Below are 17550 nucleotides of genomic sequence, written 5' to 3' on the forward strand. Positions count from 1 at the left end.
CTCCTCCCACAATCCATTTTGCGCTGGCCACTACAGCTTGTCGATGCACTCCCGTAGCAGGGCGTTGAGGTAAGCCCCGAAGGGCAACAGGTCGTGCATGGCGATGACATCCTTGCTAGGGCGGATCCGCCGGTGAAGTACATCATCCGCCTGGTTCTTGAATTCCAGCAACCGGGCCATGTACTTCTTGTCGGTCCGGGTCCACTTGTAGTTGCTGACCGCCGACTCAAAGGAGGTGGCACCAAGAATCGGCGGGACATGGTCGATGACTGCCCTTACTAGTGCGTGGCAGGCATAGACGTGATCTCCCGCGTAACAGTCGTTCAGCTCGCGCAGCAACTGCAACAGCTTGTCGAGACTCCAGGTTGTCTGCCCCTGCTTCTGCTCCAGTTCTTCAATGAGGCCAGCGTTGACGTATACCGGAACTGTGACGGCAGGAGTAGCCGTTGGTACCAGGTCCTCGGACGCGCCGATGATGATGTTCTGTGCGTATTGAGCCCCGGAATGGGTTGCCTCGAATAGAAGTTGCTCCTCAAGCAGGATTTCAGTGACCTGTGAAACATATTCACTGAGGTTACTGACATTCCGATACTTGGCGAGTTCTCGGTTCAGCTCAAACCGCCAGCCGTTGCTGGTGCCCCACGTCGAGTAGCCGCTCCGCAATACTGGTTCGTGGCGGAAGATACCAGGCAGCGCCCCCAGGAACTCAGGCGTCACGGCGGAGAAGTCCCTTCGGATGTCGTCCGACGTTACATATGCCTTCTCTACCTTGTCCGGTGACGGAGTCATGGCCTGCTGATGCTTAATCAGGTACTGCAAGATAGTGATGAAATGAACGCCGAAGACGCGCTCAAGTTGGGGAACATGGAGGCCAGCGGCGACCGTAAGAACCGGGCGGCTATCGTCTGCAAGCTGGTTCCGGTCGTACCACGCCAGTCCGTATGAACGCTGCCCGATGAGCGGAGACCCCACGCTCGGCAACGACTTGAGAACCGACGCAGCATCCAGACCCTGGCGGTCGAGCTGAGCCTCGACGTAGTGCCAGACCGGCCACTGCCCCTTCTTGAGGTAGGGCTCAGCCATAGTGGTCATCAGGGCAAGCTGGCCGTCATCAAGCTGAGCCGTCAACGCTGACATGGTTCGTCCGATCTTGGAATCATCCGCCTGGATGGCCCCGTATCGTACGCGCCCTGAGCGGTCATCAGCCATGGCTTTCACGCTGGTCAGGCAGGCCGGATCGCCCTGGTCGCCGAACCCCTCGCCGCCATCCGCACCGCCATCGCCCGCTCCTGAAGAACAGGCGGTTGCTCAAGGCACACGCATCGTCATTCTGCCCGCGACGACCCCATCGGTCGCCCTCTCGGTCGTCCAGGCTCGGGTCCACGCCCAAACGAGCACACCGAGCAACAAGATCAAGACGGCAGGTTAATGATCTGCAAGCCCTTACTGTTTCTAACAAAACCTGTTGATCATGTGACTGTTGGCATCAAGCGTGGCCGTGGCCCGGCGCCCTTTCCGTGGCATGAGCCGGTGTTGGCTCGACGCGATGTCCTAGAGCGTGTCGGGTATGGCGGCGATCCAAGATTCGGGCCGGGTCGGCGTGGCTGAAATGGACGCGAAGCAGGTCGTTGGCTCTCCTCGCTGAGCGCGGCCGGCGGGGACATCGCAGCGCGAGGGATCAGGAGGTGATGACCGTGTCCTCAATGCGTGCGTACGGGGACCGGCCAGGGGCGGTGGGCAGGTGCCCCCGGCCGGAGCGAGAGCGCGATGGTTCGCTTCGGGCAGGGAACCGGAGCGGAGACGGTCAGTTGCAGGCGTGGCCCCAGCCCATTTCGGGGCGCCAGGTCTTGGTGCTCGCGGTCCCGCCCTGCTTCTTCCAGGTGAACTTCGCCTGTACCTGGAAACTGTTCGTCGGCCACCTGCACGGGTTGACCGACGAGGTGCCTGCCAGGTCTTGGGTGCGGTGCCAGCCGTCGTCGTCCTTGGCGGACTTCACCGTCAGCGTCCTGGTGCCGTTGAAGCGCAGGAGCTTCACGTCGTTGACCTTGACCGTGTAGTTGCCACCGCCGGCGACGTCGGTGATCTTCGCCCGTGCCCGGTATGTGTCGGCCTCGTCGTCCCACCATACGGTCGCACAGCGCTTGACCTGCTTGCCGTAGCACTCCCAGGTGCTGTCCGCGGACGCCATGGACGGTGTGAAGACGATCGATGCGCCCACCGCTGCGACGGTGAGCCCACCAGCCGTACCGATCCGGCCGAGTTGCTTGAGCCTCATGAGGTTCCCTTCCAATGTCCCGCGGCCGTTGGACGGCCGCCGGGTCTCCAGCGTTGGCGACGGGAACGCTAGCCGGGAATCCGGGGTGAACCGTGAGGCGTGCGGTGCTGTTGCGCAGCCGTGACAACGTCCGGATTCGGCTGCCGCCGCCAGCCGACCGAGCCCCAGATCTTCCAGGACGCGAGCGACGGTCGGCCAGGAGGTGACGTCTGGGCAGTACCCGGTGCGGTGGTTGGTGACCTCACTCTCAGCCCACCGGTCTGCCTTGCGAACGAAGCTGAGGTCAGCGGCGCGGTCTGCGCGCCCCGCGTTTGGGTTCGGGCCCGGGGACGCAGCCTTCTGGGATGGCGCGTAGAAGGAGAAGGCCCGCAGCGTTGCCCGGACACCTTGTGCGCCAACGAGCGAAGATGCCCACAGTCACATGATCAACAGGTTTTGTTAGAAACAGTTAGTGTCATCACTGCCGAGCAAGGCTGTACGGGTCGACCGCTTGCAGGGCTGACACGCCGCAGCCCGCCGCCATGAGGCCTTGCTCACCCTCCCTACGACAATCGCGCACCAAGATGACACCGTCGGTGTGTCATCCGGTACCTGATCACGCACCTAGGAGTCGCGGCCTATGTGTGGACGGCGATGGGGTGAGCGAGGGAATTGAAGTGGCCTGACCAGCAGAGTCGCGTGATACGCACAGGGCCTCCGGAGCCGTGTGCGCAGGTTCGAATCCTGCCGGGGGCACCGGAAATGTAGGCCCTGACCAGCGGAAACGCCGGTCAGGGCCTTTCTTGTACATGCCAAAACGCGGTCACCTTGGCCCGTGACCACTCAGTCCAGCAAGCCTTCGACCTGCGACTTGATGGCGCTAGGCGGACGAAATCCCAAATATCGAGCCCACACAATGGCTTCGCGTGGGACATTCGTGGGACGGGAAAGCCGCAAGGCGGAGCAGCCGCCGGAGGACATCTGCTGTGACCTGCGCGTTTGCCGACGAGGGCGATCCGAAAGCGTACGGACGAGCAGGCCGTTTGACTTTCCGGGTCAGTGCTGGAGACGGCTGTGATCAGGCGTTGTCGAACGTCACGCTCACAGCTCACGCGGATGCTGATGTCTGCACACGACGCGGCCGGTTACGGCATGCTGGGCGTATGAGCAGGTACGCAGCCGCGAGAATCTACGCCCTCCCGGAGTCGCTCGACGAGCTGGTCGGGCCGACATCCGGCACTCTGATCCTGCCCCGGCATATCGACTGGGGCCCGCACTACGAGTACGACCTCGCCGATGAGGCCGACCTGCTCCTTATGTACGAGCGGGTCATCCGGGAAGCCCAGACCGCAGCCGACCTGCGGGCATACCTGAGCGCCGTTCTGTTGCGCCGGCACTGGACGGACCTGTTCCTGCCCGCCCCGGTCCGTGCGTCCTGGCAGGCCCGCTTCCCCGAGCTCTCACCTGCGGCGGCCGCAGCGTAGTGGACGAGCTGCACCGCCGACTGATCCGCATCGGGCTCGACGCTCTCGCTGACGACTTCGGCTATGCCCTGGCAGGCGGCTACGCCGTCCAAGCCCACTAGATCGTCGACCGAGTCAGTGACGACGTCGACCTCTTTGCTCCGATCAACCGGGCTACCACCGAGATGCCTGCCGCTACCGAACGCGTCATCGCCGCCTACGAAGCCGCAGGCTTCACTGTGGAGCTGGCCCACCAGAACCTCGAGCACACCTACACCCGGCTGAACGTCACCGACCCCGCCAGCGGCGTCCATAACAAGGTGGAACTCGTCGCCGAGTTCCTCAACCACCCGCCCGTGCCCTCCGAGCTCGGCCCGGTCCTACACCCCGACGATGTCGCCGCCGGGAAGACCACCGCTCTGGACGGCCGGGCCGAGGTCCGCGACGCCATCGACGTCGACGGACTCCTCAAGGCCGGATACACCCGCGAACGCCTGATGGAGCTCGCCAAGCAGAACGACGACGGCTTCGATCCGCGGATGTTCGCCGACTCACTCGCCCGCGTCCAGCGCTACACGGACAAGTAATTCGCCGCCTACGGCCTCACTGCCACGGAGGCCGGGGCCTTGCGCGAGCGGTTCGCGGGCTGGCAACGCGAACTCGTCGCTCCGTAGAACGAGAATCCCGCGGAGTAGCGAGCCACAGCAGCAGCGACCGTTTCGTCGTCCTGCCAGCAGCCATGCGACAGAACCCGACCGCCAATGCGAACCCTCTGTAGCCTGGCCGTATTTCTCTCGAACGATCACAACTGCGTGGTGGTTGCAGGAGCTGGTCCCCGTCCGGGGCTACGACACAGCGACCAGCCGCTGTTCCTGCTGTAAAGGACGCTCTGAATCGCCCCGGGTTTGATGGAGACATCGAAGCCCCGGAAGGATGCCGATCATGGCTGCTCCCCGTAAGTACCCCGACGAACTGCGCGAGCGTGCGACGCGGTTGGCGATCGAGGCCCGCAAGGATCCAGTCGGCCCGCCCGGTGCGATCAAGCGCATCGCCGACCAACTGGACGTGCACCCCGAGGCCCTGCGCGGCTGGGTCAAGCGCGCCGAGACCGACGAGGGCATCGTGCCCGGCACCACCAGCACGGATGCCGCACGGATCGCGGAGCTGGAGCGGGAGGTGAAGGAACTACGGCGGGCGAACGCGATATTGAAGTCCGCCCTCGGCTTTCTTCGCCGGGAGCTGGACCGTCCACTGCGACCTTCCGGGCGCCTGCTGCCGGACCGGCCCGAGAAAGAAGCTCAGTCACCCGTTGCCCTGTCGGTCCGCTCCCGCAGGAAGTCGGCGTGGCCGTTGTGGCGGGCGTACTCCTGGATCATCAACACGTAGACCCAGCGCAGGCTGAGGGAAACTCCGCGAGAGGACGTGAAGGTCTCGTCGAGGTCGTGCCCGGCCGCTGCCGCGTCGCACGCTTTGACCTCGGTCTGAAACAATCCGAAGTCTCTCTCCGCATCGGCTGCGTGAATTCCGTCGAGTCCCTCATTGCCATCTGACGGGCCGGTGAAGACATCGCCGATAGCCTCACCGGCGAAGCTTCGCCGGAACCAGAATCGCTCCACCTCCGCCATGTGCCGGACCAGGCCAAGGAGGGTGAGGGGCGACGGCTCTACGGTCGTCCGCGTCAATTGGGCCGGCTCAAGCCCGGCGCACTTGGCCAGCAACGTTCCCGATGCCAGCTCAGCCAACCCTCCAACATCTGCCGCTCAGTTACGGTACCCAGGCCGCCTAGCTGTCTGGTGCGCTCGACCGGTGGTGCTGTCCATGTCATGAATCCACCCTGTCCCGCCAGCTGGGAGAGTTCAAGCAGGCAAAATGGCAGCGCAGCCAGGCCGTCCTTTGTGATTACTGAGCGTCGTTGAACTTCATGATCACGTGGACCCGTTGCCGTTCTGATGACCCCGCCACCTCCCGGGCGCCTATTGCCGGTCGGTCCAAGCAATCCAGGCAGAGCGCAAGTATGGGGCATTTCTAACCTGTGGGCCATTTGCGGGACGGCGAGCCTGACGGCGTGTCAGCCACAACGCTGAACTGGGAAATCGCTCGGAAGACCACACCCTCCGAAGCCGTGTGCGCAGGTTCGAATCCTGCCGGGGGCACCGGAAATTTAGGTCCTGAACTGCAGAAACGCAGTTCAGGGCCTTTCTTGTGCATGCCAAAACGCACACCCTGCTCTGCGAAGACCGGTGCAGCAGCGTCTCGTTCGGCCGCCGCGACACCGGGTACGGCTTCACGCGGCGAACGCGGCGGACGCCTCGCTCCGCTCACGCCGGGTCGGGGCGAACCGACCGACCCAGTGCGTCTGCGCAGAGTTCACGACGAGGGCGTACCGGCTGATTCACCTGCTTCCGGGACCCGCAGCGAGATCAACACCCCGGATCGGGATGATCCGGGCCGCCCGCACACCCGCACCGCCGCCTACTCGCCGTCCCGCGGCCCGCCGGTCTGCCTGCTCTCCGGCCCTCCAATCCTTCGGCCCGCTGGTCCGTCCGTCGGTCACAGGGCCGGGCCGACAATCCGCGCGGCCTCGCCGCGGAGGTCCTCGATTGCCGTCAGCGCCGCCTCACGCTCGGCGTTGATCCGAGCACCCCGCTCCGTGAGACCGCCGAGCGACTGCTCCACCAGGGCGATCCACGCGCTCAGGTACCGCGTGCCGGCGTCGGTGAGGGCCTCCCGCTGTGTGCGTGCCTGCTCGGCGAAGTGGTCCCTGATCTCCTGCCGCCGCTTGTTGACCGCCATCCACTCGCCCTGCTCCTGCGCGACGCCCGCCAGGTCCGTCAGCGGCCCCATGACCGCCAGCGCCCACTGCACCTTGCCCGCCGCACCCGCCACCCTTCCGGCCGCCTTGGTCTTGCCCCACGGCTTGAACTTCCCCGCCCCGTCGGTGACTTTGCCACCGGCGTCGAGGATCTTCCGTCCCACCCCATGCTTGCTGAGCTTGTCCACGATGGCGGCGGCCGCGCTTCCCGGCCCGTGGCCGCCGTCCTTGACCTTCCCGAGCCACTCCCCCGCCTTCGCGGCGCCCGCCTTCGCTCCCTTCTTGGCCGCCTCCTTGACCCCCTGAGCCAGCGGGGACGCTTCCTTCGGCGCCGCGACGGGCGTCGTCCCGAGAGCTTCGAGGTCGTTCGCCCAGAGATCCGGCTCCGGCACATGGGTTCCGTACTCGGCGACCAGCGCGTCGAACGCCGTCCGCACCGACGAGGAGAACCTCGCGTCGAAATCTCCTCCCGTGTCCTCCAGTTCGTCCCGCACGGCACGGGCGACGCGGTCGGGGACGGCGCCGTCCTTGTCCGAGACCCCGGCGGCGGCCCTGTCTCCGGCCGCCGTGATCCTGTCGGCGACGACGCCGCTCTCCCTGTCCAGGGCGCTCAGCACGAGCTCCCTGGCGGCGGTGACCGCTTCCCCGGCCCTCCGCGCGGTCCGCGCGGCACCGAGATCCTCACCGTCCAGCTCCCACCGCCGCTCGGCGTCCGCCAGCACACGGAGGAGTTCGAACGCCTGGGCCCGGGGGCGGACACCGCCGACGCCGGGCGCGACGACGCGCCTCAGTTCGGCCGCGAGGGCGTCGATGCCGCTTTCGGCGACGAGTGCCGCACGGTCGGCCGCCGACAGGGACGGGTCGTTGACGGCGTCGACGTAGTCGCGTGCGTCGGTCGGGACGATCGGGACACGGTCGGCGAAGGGCCCGAGCCGTGCCCGGATCTCGTCGAGGACAACGGCGCGATCGCTGTTCTCCGCGTTCATCTTGTTGACGACGACGACACTCCGGTCGGCGAACCCGTCGGGGCCGAGCGCCTCCAGCACTGCCCCGGTCTCCGCCTCGCCGGGCAGTTCGCTCGTCGTCACGATCATGAGCGCGTCCGCGCCGCGTACGCCGCGCCGGGCCGCATCGGAGTGTTCTTCGTCGCCCGACAGGGTCCCGGGCAGGTCGACGAGGGTCGCTCCGTCCCACTCGTACGGCGTCGCCTCGTGCGTCTTGGGAGCCGCATCGACGAGTGCGCCGACGTCGGCCGCGGGAAGCCGGAGGAGCGCCGCGACGAGCGTGGACTTCCCCGCGCTGTACGGGCCCAGCAGGGCGATGCGCAGCGGGCTCGCGTCCGCACGGGGCAGATCCGCGGCCAGCGGGCGGGTGCGCGGGTGGGCGTCCAGGACGTCCTCCGCTCGGGCACACAGCGCGAGCACCCGCGCGCTCGGGCAGTCCTCGCTCCCGGAGGTGTCGACCAGTGCCGTGTCAGTCCTCATGTGGTTCCTCGTCCCTCTCGTCCATGGAGTCCGGGCGGATCTCGATCCGCTCGGTGAGTACGTCCACGCAGCGGTCGCGCAGGCGCGCCCGTACGTCGTCGGTGCGGGACGGGTCGGTCCAGAGCCGAAGTTCGGCCCCAGGCGTCCGGCGTGCCCGGCGGACGGCCGCCGGGGCACCGCCCGCGAGGGCGAGGAGCCGGCGTGCCAGGACGAAGTCGATCCCGTCGAGGGCGGACCGCAGAGCCGGCCGCAGTCGGTCGAGCCGTTCGCACCTCTCCCGCGCGGCGGCGATGTCCGCGGACCGCGCTTCGAACCGGGCCTCGGCCTGGTCCGTCACCGCCTCCGTGAACCGATCCGACCACGCCGTCAGCTCGTCGAACAGCTCGTCGAGGCGGGCCGCGGTCTCGGTCGTGCTCGCGCCCGCCCACCGGTCCTGCGCCCGCCGTACCCGGAGGATCTCGCCGCTCACCGCCTTCGCCGCTCCGGCCAGGGCCCCCGCCGCGTGAACCACCGCCGTCGCGGGAGGGGGAAGGGCGAACTTGGGGACTCCCTTGGCGACCACGGACCCCAGGAGGGCCATCGCCGCCCCCTTGGCAGCCGTCGTGCCGAGAGTCGCGGCCTGCGTCTTGAGGTCGGGACGCGGCCGTACCTGCGGTCGCGCGGCGTCTGCGTGATCCGGGACGTCCGCCGCCGTGCGCAGGAGGACGCCCCGTTTCAGCGCCTCCCGCTCACACGCGTCGGCGAGGCCGGAGAGGAGTTCCTCCAGTTCCAGGCCGGTGAGGAAGTCGCTCCACGTGCGCGCGGCGTCCGCGCCGCCCAGGCCCCCGACCACGTCCGGCAACCGCTCCCTGGCTCGGTACCGCGCGGCTTCGAGCCGGTCGCGCGTGTCCCGGCCAGCCGTCCGGAAGACCGTGAGCACCGCGGTCCGGTCGTCGTCCGTCGAGCGTTCGAGCGCGTCGAGCGCGAGACCGATCCCCCGGAGTTCACGGGCGAGCCGGTCGTGGAGAGCGGCGACCGGTGCACGGACCGCGTCGGCCAGCCGGACGGCGCGCAGCGGAAGCGCCCGCTCGGCCAGCAGCCGGGTGAGGGACTGCTCCAGCTCGGGCAGCCGGCTGGCCCGAAGAGCCCGGTCGCCCAGCTCACGGTCCGGCGTGGACAGTGCTTCGTGCGCGGCGCCGGAGTGGACCGGGAGAACGGCGGGCGGGGCGGACCCGGCGGCACGGCAGACCTGCTCGATCCGGGCGGTGTGCCCCGCGACCTGCTCGAACTCCCTGGCAGGGTCGTCGGCGAAACGCCTCAGGCGGTGCGGTTCGACGACCCGGCTCTTCACGTTGACGACGACGAGCAGCGGTTTCCCCGAGCGGAGCAGCCGCAGGAGTTCGGCGGACTCCTCGTCGCGCAGGGTGTCGGCGTAGTTCCATATGACCGCGTCGGCGTCGTCGCAGGCGGCCCGGGCGCGCGTGGCGTCGTGGTCGTCGTCCTTGGCCGCGACACCGGGCGTGTCGAGGTACGTGACGCAACCGACCCGGAACACGGCGGTCTCCCGCGTGGTGCGGTGTGCTCCTCGCCCGATGCCGTCCCGGTCCGCGTCGCGGATCAGGGCCTTGCGGAGCGTGGTCTTGCCGGACTTGGTCCGTCCGGCGACGGCGACCCGCAGCCTGCCTCCGGCGGCGGGCATGACCCGTACGGCGTCTCGCAGTGCGCGTTCGAGTGCTCCGACGCGGCGCATCACCTCCACGAGTCTCTTGCTCTCGACGGCGTGCGGGGAGTACGGCGTCGGCGGCGAAGCACCCCCGGCCTCGGCCCCTGCCCCGGCCCGCAGGGCGGCCTGGATGTCGCGGTAGGCCGGCCGGCTCGGGTCCACCGCGCCGGACGACGACGCGAGCCGGGCGACCAGGGGCGCGAGAGCCTCGCGGAGAGCCGGTTCGGTCCGCCACAGGTCCATGGCCGCGGCGACACGGTCGAAGGACGCGAGGTTCTTCGTGTACCAGGACTCGAAGGCGCGCAGCTCGTCGATGCCGGTCCGGGAGGCGGATGCCAGGAGCCCTTCCGTGATCCGCGCGGTCGAAGCCGAGCCGGGCGCGGCCGAACCCGAGGCAGGGGCGGTCGGATCGGCGGCCCGGCTCACCGACGCCGCGGCGGGCCCGCGCCCGAGCACCGCCCGCACGTCGGCGTCCGCGAGCATGTCCAGCGCGCTCGCGGAGACGGCGCCGGTGTCCCGGGCCTCGATGGCCCAGCGCAGGGCGTCACACCGATCCGTGTCGAATCCGGTGCGCGCGTCCGGCGCGAGCCAGCGCCACCACCGCGGCCGTCCCGACAGGAGCGTCTCGTACGCCTCCTCCGCCACGACCAGGTCGCGCACCTTCTCCAGGAGCGGCACCAGTTCCCGGTTGCGCAGCTCCCGGAGTGTGGCGGCACCGTGCCCCAGGACCAGCTCGCGTGCCCTGGCCGCCCGTCGGCTGCCCCGTGGCAGGCTCAGCTCGGCCGTCGCGGACTCGACGTCGATCTCACGGATCGAGGGCCAGACCTCCTCTGGCCACTCCCGCTTCGCGCGACGGCACGGCTCCAGTGCTCCGGGCAGTTCCCGTTCCGCGACCGCCGGCGCCGCGACGTCCGCCCGGAGTGCCTCCACCGGCACGCCCTCCAGGGCCGGTAGACGGCTCCGCAGTCCGTCGAGCCGTCTCAGCTCCCCGAGGTGTCCGTCGCAGTCCGGCGCCGGGATCCGTCCCCGGGCCGTCGTCAGGCGGATCAGTTCGTGTGCCTCGGCGCAGGTCGCCACCGCGTCGGACACCGGTGGGAGAGTGCTCCCGGACGCCGGCAGGTCCGGGCACCCCCGCGCCCGGGCAACCGCGGCGACGTCCTCGGCGAAGCGCTGGAGTGCGGCCGGGCCCGCCACGGCGTCCACCCCCAGCGGTTCGAGCAGGAGGGCCAGCGTCCCGGCTCTGAGACCCGTTCCGTCGTGCACTGTCCTGCCGTTCGCCGCACCGTCGTTCAGCACGTCGTCTTTCAGCATGCCGCTGTTCACTGTCCCGTCGTTCCCCTTCCGCGCTTCCCCGCGCTCGCCCGCGCCTCGTGCGGTCCCTCATCCTTCGTGGGAGCCGTAGGCGCACGCCACCGGGCGGATGCCGGCAGCGCGGTCACGGCCTCTTCCGCCGGGCGGCGGTCTTCTTGGCCCTTCTGGCCGACCCGGTCGCGGTCGCGGACCCGGAGTCCGTCGGCTCCGCGTCCAGGACCTGGGAGGCGAGCGCGAGCCAGGCCCGGGCGTCCGCGCCGTCGAGGTCGTCGGTCCACATCAGGGTGCCGTTGCGACCGCCGCCCTTGTCCCATGGCTCGATGCCGTTCCTCGCGTACCACTCCTTCTTGCGCTCCCACTTGCGCGCGTAGTCGGGGAGGTCGAGCATGCCGGCGTGTTCCCAGAAGACCGTGCGGCCGTCCTCGGCGGTGACGGTGAAGTCGGGGCGGACGACGCGGCCGTCGGCGCCCGTAAGCGGCTCCTCGTAGAGCCATCGTCCCGGCGCCAGGCGATCGAGGAGACCCGCGATGATGACCTCGTTCTTCGAGGCCATCGGCGTCCCGTCAGCGGACACGTGCATCAGCTTGCGGTCGAAGCGGCGGGTCTGCCCCCGTACATCGAGGGCGAACGGCTGCGGTGCCTCGAAGAGGTCGGTCAGCCTGCGGGCGGTCTCGGAGTTACTCGGGTGGGCGAAGGCGCGCAGGTCCGCCAGGGTGCCCTCGTGGAGGATGACGACTCTGTCCTTCTGCCGGGTCAGCGCCGTGTACAGGAGTTCCCTGGGCAGGTTGGCCCTGGCGGGCAGGACCAGGAACGTCGTGCCGAACTCGGAGCCCTGCGCCTTGTGCACGGTGACGGCCCAGGCCAGCTCCAGTGGGGCGTCGTCCCTGTCAGACGGCTGGTAGCTGTACTCGTGGCCGGGCTGGGAGGAGAACTCCACACCGAGCTTCAAGGTGTGCTTCTTCCGCTTGGCGGAGGGCGTGGGCCAGGCGAGGGCGACACCGATCTCACCGTTGGCGACGTAGTCCATCGCGTTCTCGCGCGGCCACGCCTTCATGCGTTTGTTGGTCGTCTGCATGACCTTGTCGCCGCGCACAATCTCCTCGGGCCCGATCGGGAAGGGGATGTTCGCACCCCGGTACCGTTTCGCCCACTCGGTGTCGGCGGCCCGATACACGCGTTTGATGTGGCGGTTCAGCTCGACCGTCCCGAAGGCACGGGACCGGGTGGGCGAGAGGATCTGCCACGCCTCCGCGCGGATACCGGCGCCGCGCTGCCAGTTGAGGTAGTCGCCGTTGACACTGCCGCCGTAGGTGAGGGCGAACGCCCGCACGGGATCCTCCGCATCACCGAGACCGAGGACCTGGCCGAGGGCGTCCGTGAGGGACTGCACGGCGGTGCGCCCGCCCCAGGGGACGTACTGGAGCGTGGGAAGGTCGGGGTTGGTCGCCAGTTCGTCCCAGATGGCCTCGTCGCCGGCGCCGCGCGTGCCCCCGCCGAACCAGGCGGCGAGTTCGAGGTCGTGGCGGGTGCCGTGGCTGCCGTCCGGCAACTGGCGCCGGGGCACCTGCAACTCGACGTATCCGGCTGCGACCCGCACCGCGGTCGGAAAGTCGTCCGGGCGCAGTTTGTCCACCAGGTCGACGAACGGCCGTCCGGCTCCGATCGGGGGCAGTTGGCGGGGGTCGCCCACCAGAATCAGCCGTTTGACGCCGGTGAACGAGTCCAGCGTCGCGGCGAGCATCTCCTCCGTCAGCATGGACGCCTCGTCGATCACGACGAGGCCGTAGCCGCGCCGGGGGCGGTCGGCGCCCCGCACCAGGTACCGGCCGCTCTCGGCGTCGTAGCGGCCGGTGGCGCTCAGGTGGGAGGCGAGGGTCTTCGCCGGGCGGCCGACCTTGGTCTCCAGCTGCACCTTCGCCTTGCCCGTGGGAGCGAGGAGCAGGACGTCCCCCGCGGCCACGCCGGGGTAGTCGACGAGGGCCCGCAGCAGCGTCGTCTTGCCGGTGCCCGCCGGACCGACCAGGACGGACAGGCGTGCGTCGTGCAGGGCGGCGAGCCCCGCGGCCTTCTCCGCGCGGGCCCGCTCCTCCAACTCGGCGGCGTGCACGGCGTCCCCGGCGCCGTCCCGGTCCCGGTCACTGTCCTGGTCCCGGTCGAGTACGGCGTCGAGTACGGCGCGGGCGTCACCGATCCCGCCCAGCGGCGGGCGCGCCTGCTGCGCCGCCACCCAGTCCCGGACGACGTTCGCCGTCTCCTCCAGCCTGTCGAGTTTGTAGGCGGGCGCGCCGTCGGCGAGTCGGACGGTGGTCAGCGGCGACCAGTCCGGGCAGTCGACGACCCCGTCGTGGTCCAGGCCGAGCCCTGTGAGGATGTCGTGGTTCAGGGCCGGGAGTCCCGTGGGTGTCATGAGCCGGATGTACTCCAGGGCCTCGCCGACGGGGATCAGGGTGTCTCCCTGGTCGCACTGCCGCTCCAGCACCTCGGTGAGGAGTGCCTCGACCCGCCGGCGGTCCAGGGGGTCGCCGAGGCCCACCTCGTCCGGGACCGGCGGTCGCCAGGTGACGTGCGCCGGGGGGAACACCGCGCGGTCGACGGCGGTGAACGGGACGTGGAGGGGTTGGCCGTACGTGCAGGTCGCGGCGTAGTACGGGTTCTCCAGGAGTTCCTCGGCGGTCATCTCGACCTCGGTGTCGCCGTCGAGCAGCATGCGCACCTGGTCCGGGCCGATGTCGAACCCGGACAGCAGGCGCAGAACCGCCCGGCGCTCGGCCGGGATCCTGTTCCAGACCCGTGCCTGGATGGGGCCGACATGCGCCCGCAGTGCCCGCGGGGCGCGCGCGGGATCGGCGAAGACGCCGTGCAGCAGGTCCCACGGGTCGGTGGCCTCACCGGCCTCCGTGAGCACCGCTCGCGCGGCCACGTGGGGCTGCTGGACCCCGATGAGGGCGAGGACGCCGGGCAGGCCGGGGACCGGACCGCGCAGCTGCCAGAGCCGTTCGGTCTGCTCGGTCAGCCAGGTCGTGGCGGACTCGGGGACGTCGAGGCCCAGTTCACGCATGCCCTCGGCGGCCGACATCAGTGAGGCCAGGGACTCGATGGCGGCGTCGTCGGAGAGGTGTTCCGTGACGTAGGAGAACTCGACGTCACGGCCCTCGGGCGCCCAGGCCAGTGCCCTGTCGATGTCGGTGCCCCCGTCCAGGAGCGGCACGAGCTCCTGGTAGGGCAGCAGCACGCCCTCGGTCATGCCGGGGCGCAGGGAGTGCTGCACGATCGTCTCCCACATGGAGGAGTCGAACGGCGGTTTCCCGGCCTGTTTCCACATCGGCGGCCGGGTCAGGCCCGTGACGTGTGCGGCGCCCACCAGGAGGCGGTCGGTGCGCTGCTCCTGGAGCGGGGAGTGCTTGAGGTAGACGAACACCAGGCTGTCGCGTGGCGCGACCGGCTCGAAGAAGGCATCGATGACCGCCTGTTGGTTGCCGCCGTCCATCACCCAGGCGGCACGGGAGTTCAGGACGCGGTCGGTGCGGTCCTCGGCGAGCTGTTCGAAGGCGGGCACCCTTGAGTGACCGATCTCATCGTTCAGGGAGGCCCGGTTCAGCCAGCGGAAGGGGATGGCCTCGAACGCGTACCCGGGAACGCTGAGGGACGTGGGGAGCAGACTGCCGCGCAGCGCCTGGTTGTGGCTGTAGGGGTGCTCCTTGACGACGGTGTATCCGACGGGTGACATGAAGGTGGCCCGCTCGCTCAGGCAGGGGAGCCGGTCAGGGTCCAGGCTGCCGACGGGGGCGCCCGCATGTTCCGCCTCGAACTCGTCGTCGCGGCCCTTGCCGATTGCCGCGAGCAGGGTGCACGACGAGTTGCCCTTCGGGTCGTCGCAGAGGAACTGGTCCCAGGGGCGGTCCCGCCACGGGATCCTCATCGACAGATGCTTCACGCCGCTCATACTGATGTCCTGTCAGCCGGATATGTACGGTTTCGGGTCGCGGAGCTCTCCGCGTGCGGTCGTGCCGGGGGACCGCCGCCGGTCCGAGGCGCCGTCACGTGTCGCCCGTCCAGCCGGTCTGCCTCAGCGTCGGCATGAGGCGCGTGAGCACGTAGACGACGACGGGTGTCTTCCGGTCCTCGTCCTCGAACACGATCGCGTGCTGGAAGCACTCGGTGTCCTGCGGGTCAGCAGGATCGAAGGACGGGCTGAGTGACACGCCGGGGCGGGCCACCAGCCGGCACAGGAGCGGCGCCCCGCAGCCCTGTGCCAGCTGCGCCGTGGTCAGGGCTCGCTTCTGCTTCGGCCGTCCGTCCGGCTGGGGCAGGGAGAGGAAGGCCATGATCCGTCGGCGCTCCTCGGACACCTCGGTGATCCCGGCCCGGTGCCGGCCATGCAGGTTGGCCAGTCCGACCGGCATCTCCGGTGACAGCGCGCCCTGTTGCAGGACCACATCCCGTTCGCCGCCGTCCCACCGCGTGTCGTGGATCGTCAGCCGCGGACGGCCGGCGGCCTCCAGGTGCCATTCGGTGGCGAACCCCGTGTCCTGGGCGCCGGAGGTCGTGGTGCCCTGCTTGGGGACGTAGTCGCGGGCGTGTTTCAGGGTGAGGATGGAGCCGAGTGCGGTCAAAGCGCCTTCTCCTGTGCGGAACCGAGGACTTGAGGACATCGCGGACCTGAGGACGTTCAAGGGCTGCGACGCTCGGAGTCTGTGATGCGCAGTGCCTGGGCCCCCGCCTTCGGGACGGAGCGACCGGTGACCACATCCGTTCGTCCTGCATCGGATATAGCACCTGATGCACGGAGTTGGCGGGGGAAGTGATGATCCCGTCGACGAAGCGTGACACGGTGACGAAGCGTGACACGGTCAGGGTGGTGTGCCGTCGACGTGTGCGGCTCGACGAGGTTCGGCGCGGGGCCGGCCGTACGGTGCAGGGACGAAGGTATGGCGACTCGCCATAACCGTTACGGAACGCCCTACGCGGCGATGGCGGTCGGTGTCCCGTCGCGGGACACCGACAGGCAGTTGGCCGTCACCCTGGCGGATGAGCAGTACGGCATCCACGCCTGCGAGATCGGTCGGGACATCCCGGAAAGGGTTGACGCCGTACGCATCGGCACGCTGCACGGCTTCAAGGGTCTGGAGTTCCAACGGGTTTTCCTCGCCGGGGTGAGCGAGCGCCTAATTCCGCATCAGCGGCTCGAAACCTACCGGCACGAACAAGTGGAACGCTACCGGCAGGAAGAACAGCGGTCCCGTTCGCTGCTCTTCGTGGCGGCCACGCGGGCCCGCGACGAACTGGTGATCACGTGGAACGGGAAGGCTGGCCGTTACCTCCCGGAACACGCCACGAGGAGCGCCGGGCACGCCACGGAAATTCTGGTGGACGACGGCCCGCCATCCGGATCGGCAGCGGCATAGTCGCACAGGACAAGCGGCTCGCACGGCCCGACCGAGTGCTCTTCGGAAACCACTTGGCTTGGCTGCGCTCTGAGCCGAGTGGGACGCTCGCCTCCAGACCAAAGTCACCCAGTAGGTCCTCCGCAGTGGAGCGCGTGCACCAGCACCTTGCGCTTGCGGCGCATCGTCTCCACCGCCGCCTCACCACCGTCCAGCTTGCGGCGCAGCGACTCCAGCACATCCCGCGCCAGGACCGGATCATGCAGATCCACCAAGGGCCGGGACGCCCCGCCGAGCGCTGGTGCGGGACGCGGGCCGCTGCCCCCCTCGCCACCCACTGCAGCACCAGCCGGCCCTCCGTCGGCATCTCCCCCCTGCCCCGGCCCGGGCACGACGAACGCCCAGTGCCGCAGGGCACGGCGCAGCAGCTTGCCGTTCGGCCGACCCGGAAGACCCCACAGCATCGCCACCGTGACAGTAGTCAGCGCCTCGCTGGCCTCGTCCCGCCTCTTCGCCGTCCACCCGAGCCAGTTCGCCCGCGCGTACCCGGCCGCGAAGGCCTACCAGCTCAGCTTCGACGACCCCCGCGCCCCGTGACCGGAGCTGCTCCCCTCGGCCAGGCCCATGCGAATGGCCCGCACCAGCTCCGCACCGAACTCGCCCGCCAAGCCCGCGAGCGCGCTGCCGCCGCCGTCCGTCCGCCCATCACCATGCGGCTGCGCCGGGGATCAGTCCGCAGGCTGCTCGGGCTCCGGTGCGGCGCCGTGATGCTCGTTCGGGTCAATACCCGCCTCCTTCTGATCGGCGGGAGCATGACTGCCCGGCGCATCCACTCCAACATCCCCGCGCAACAGGGCACTCGCGCGGCGCCCGGTTGACGAGCGCGGATTGTCGGATGTCCGGCCCGGCCTCTATCGCCACTGGTCATACCCGGTCCCGGTGCGGCCAGTTGTAGTCCTTGGTGCACCATGCGCACTTGCACGCGCCTTCGTCGGCTGAGGTTCAGACGGGGCGCATCGAGGGAGCCGGCCGTCAAGTGGGTGTGGTGAAGTTTCCCCGTGATCTTGGACACTCGTTCGTTACGCCGCGAGGGCGTGTTGATGCCGCTGTCTGGTCTCGGCCGGCGTGAGGTAGCCGAAG

General features: G+C 69.2%; 13 protein-coding genes and 1 tRNA gene. 6 read left to right on the plus strand and 8 right to left on the minus strand.

Annotated elements, in window-relative coordinates:
- Positions 1-30: 30 nt before the first annotated feature.
- Together ACFY9I_RS32465 and ACFY9I_RS32470 are read right to left on the minus strand one after the other, a co-directional pair.
- Positions 31-1209 (minus strand): hypothetical protein, encoded by a 1179-nt coding sequence (locus tag ACFY9I_RS32465; RefSeq protein WP_391008048.1) that lies wholly within the window; start codon positions 1207-1209, stop codon positions 31-33.
- 595 nt (positions 1210-1804) lie between these two features.
- Positions 1805-2275 (minus strand): hypothetical protein, encoded by a 471-nt coding sequence (locus tag ACFY9I_RS32470; protein WP_391008050.1) that lies wholly within the window; start codon positions 2273-2275, stop codon positions 1805-1807.
- A gap of 641 nt (positions 2276-2916) precedes the next feature.
- On the opposite strand from ACFY9I_RS32470, the gene ACFY9I_RS32475 reads away from it, so the two are divergent.
- From ACFY9I_RS32475 to ACFY9I_RS32490, 4 genes are all read left to right on the plus strand, one after another.
- A tRNA-Arg gene (locus ACFY9I_RS32475) sits at positions 2917-3007 on the plus strand.
- A 410-nt stretch (positions 3008-3417) separates the two neighbouring features.
- Positions 3418-3738: a hypothetical protein gene (locus ACFY9I_RS32480; protein WP_391008051.1), complete on the plus strand. Its 321-nt coding sequence runs from the start codon at positions 3418-3420 to the stop codon at positions 3736-3738.
- A 101-nt stretch (positions 3739-3839) separates the two neighbouring features.
- A complete protein-coding gene (locus ACFY9I_RS32485; RefSeq protein WP_391008090.1) occupies positions 3840-4304 on the plus strand; it encodes a nucleotidyl transferase AbiEii/AbiGii toxin family protein in 465 nt (154 codons plus the stop codon).
- Between the two features lie 355 nt (positions 4305-4659).
- Positions 4660-5103 (plus strand): transposase, encoded by a 444-nt coding sequence (locus tag ACFY9I_RS32490; RefSeq protein ID WP_391008053.1) that lies wholly within the window; start codon positions 4660-4662, stop codon positions 5101-5103.
- Here ACFY9I_RS32490 and ACFY9I_RS32495 read toward each other — a convergent pair.
- From ACFY9I_RS32495 to ACFY9I_RS32515, 5 genes are all read right to left on the minus strand, one after another.
- Positions 5016-5459 (minus strand): DUF664 domain-containing protein, encoded by a 444-nt coding sequence (locus ACFY9I_RS32495; protein WP_391008055.1) that lies wholly within the window; start codon positions 5457-5459, stop codon positions 5016-5018. The genes ACFY9I_RS32490 and ACFY9I_RS32495 overlap by 88 nt on opposite strands.
- Positions 5460-6267: 808 nt before the next feature.
- Positions 6268-8013, minus strand: a complete 1746-nt coding sequence (locus ACFY9I_RS32500) for a GTPase (protein WP_391008057.1) — start codon at positions 8011-8013, stop codon at positions 6268-6270.
- Positions 8003-11026 carry a GTPase gene (locus ACFY9I_RS32505; protein WP_391008059.1) on the minus strand — a complete coding sequence of 1008 codons (3024 nt, stop codon included), beginning with the start codon at positions 11024-11026 and terminating at the stop codon, positions 8003-8005. The genes ACFY9I_RS32500 and ACFY9I_RS32505 overlap by 11 nt, the downstream gene beginning before the upstream one ends.
- Positions 11027-11150: 124 nt before the next feature.
- Positions 11151-14969, minus strand: a complete 3819-nt coding sequence (locus tag ACFY9I_RS32510; protein ID WP_391008061.1) for an AAA family ATPase — start codon at positions 14967-14969, stop codon at positions 11151-11153.
- Positions 14970-15063: 94 nt separating this feature from the next.
- On the minus strand, positions 15064-15639 hold the full coding sequence (locus ACFY9I_RS32515) for a hypothetical protein (RefSeq protein WP_391008062.1): 576 nt from the start codon (positions 15637-15639) through the stop codon (positions 15064-15066).
- Between the two features lie 315 nt (positions 15640-15954).
- Between ACFY9I_RS32515 and ACFY9I_RS32520 the strand changes: the two genes are divergently transcribed.
- The gene (locus ACFY9I_RS32520; RefSeq protein ID WP_391008064.1) at positions 15955-16431 is read left to right on the plus strand and encodes a 3'-5' exonuclease; all 477 of its coding nucleotides are present in this window, start codon (positions 15955-15957) and stop codon (positions 16429-16431) included.
- Between the two features lie 104 nt (positions 16432-16535).
- On the opposite strand, the gene ACFY9I_RS32525 is transcribed toward ACFY9I_RS32520, so the two are convergent.
- Positions 16536-16874 (minus strand): hypothetical protein, encoded by a 339-nt coding sequence (locus tag ACFY9I_RS32525; RefSeq protein ID WP_391008066.1) that lies wholly within the window; start codon positions 16872-16874, stop codon positions 16536-16538.
- 7 nt (positions 16875-16881) lie between these two features.
- On the opposite strand from ACFY9I_RS32525, the gene ACFY9I_RS32530 reads away from it, so the two are divergent.
- A complete protein-coding gene (locus ACFY9I_RS32530; RefSeq protein WP_391008068.1) occupies positions 16882-17007 on the plus strand; it encodes a hypothetical protein in 126 nt (41 codons plus the stop codon).
- Positions 17008-17550: the final 543 nt, after the last annotated feature.

The sequence above is a fragment of the Streptomyces sp. NPDC012510 genome, from assembly GCF_042955065.1.
Taxonomy (GTDB): domain Bacteria; phylum Actinomycetota; class Actinomycetes; order Streptomycetales; family Streptomycetaceae; genus Streptomyces.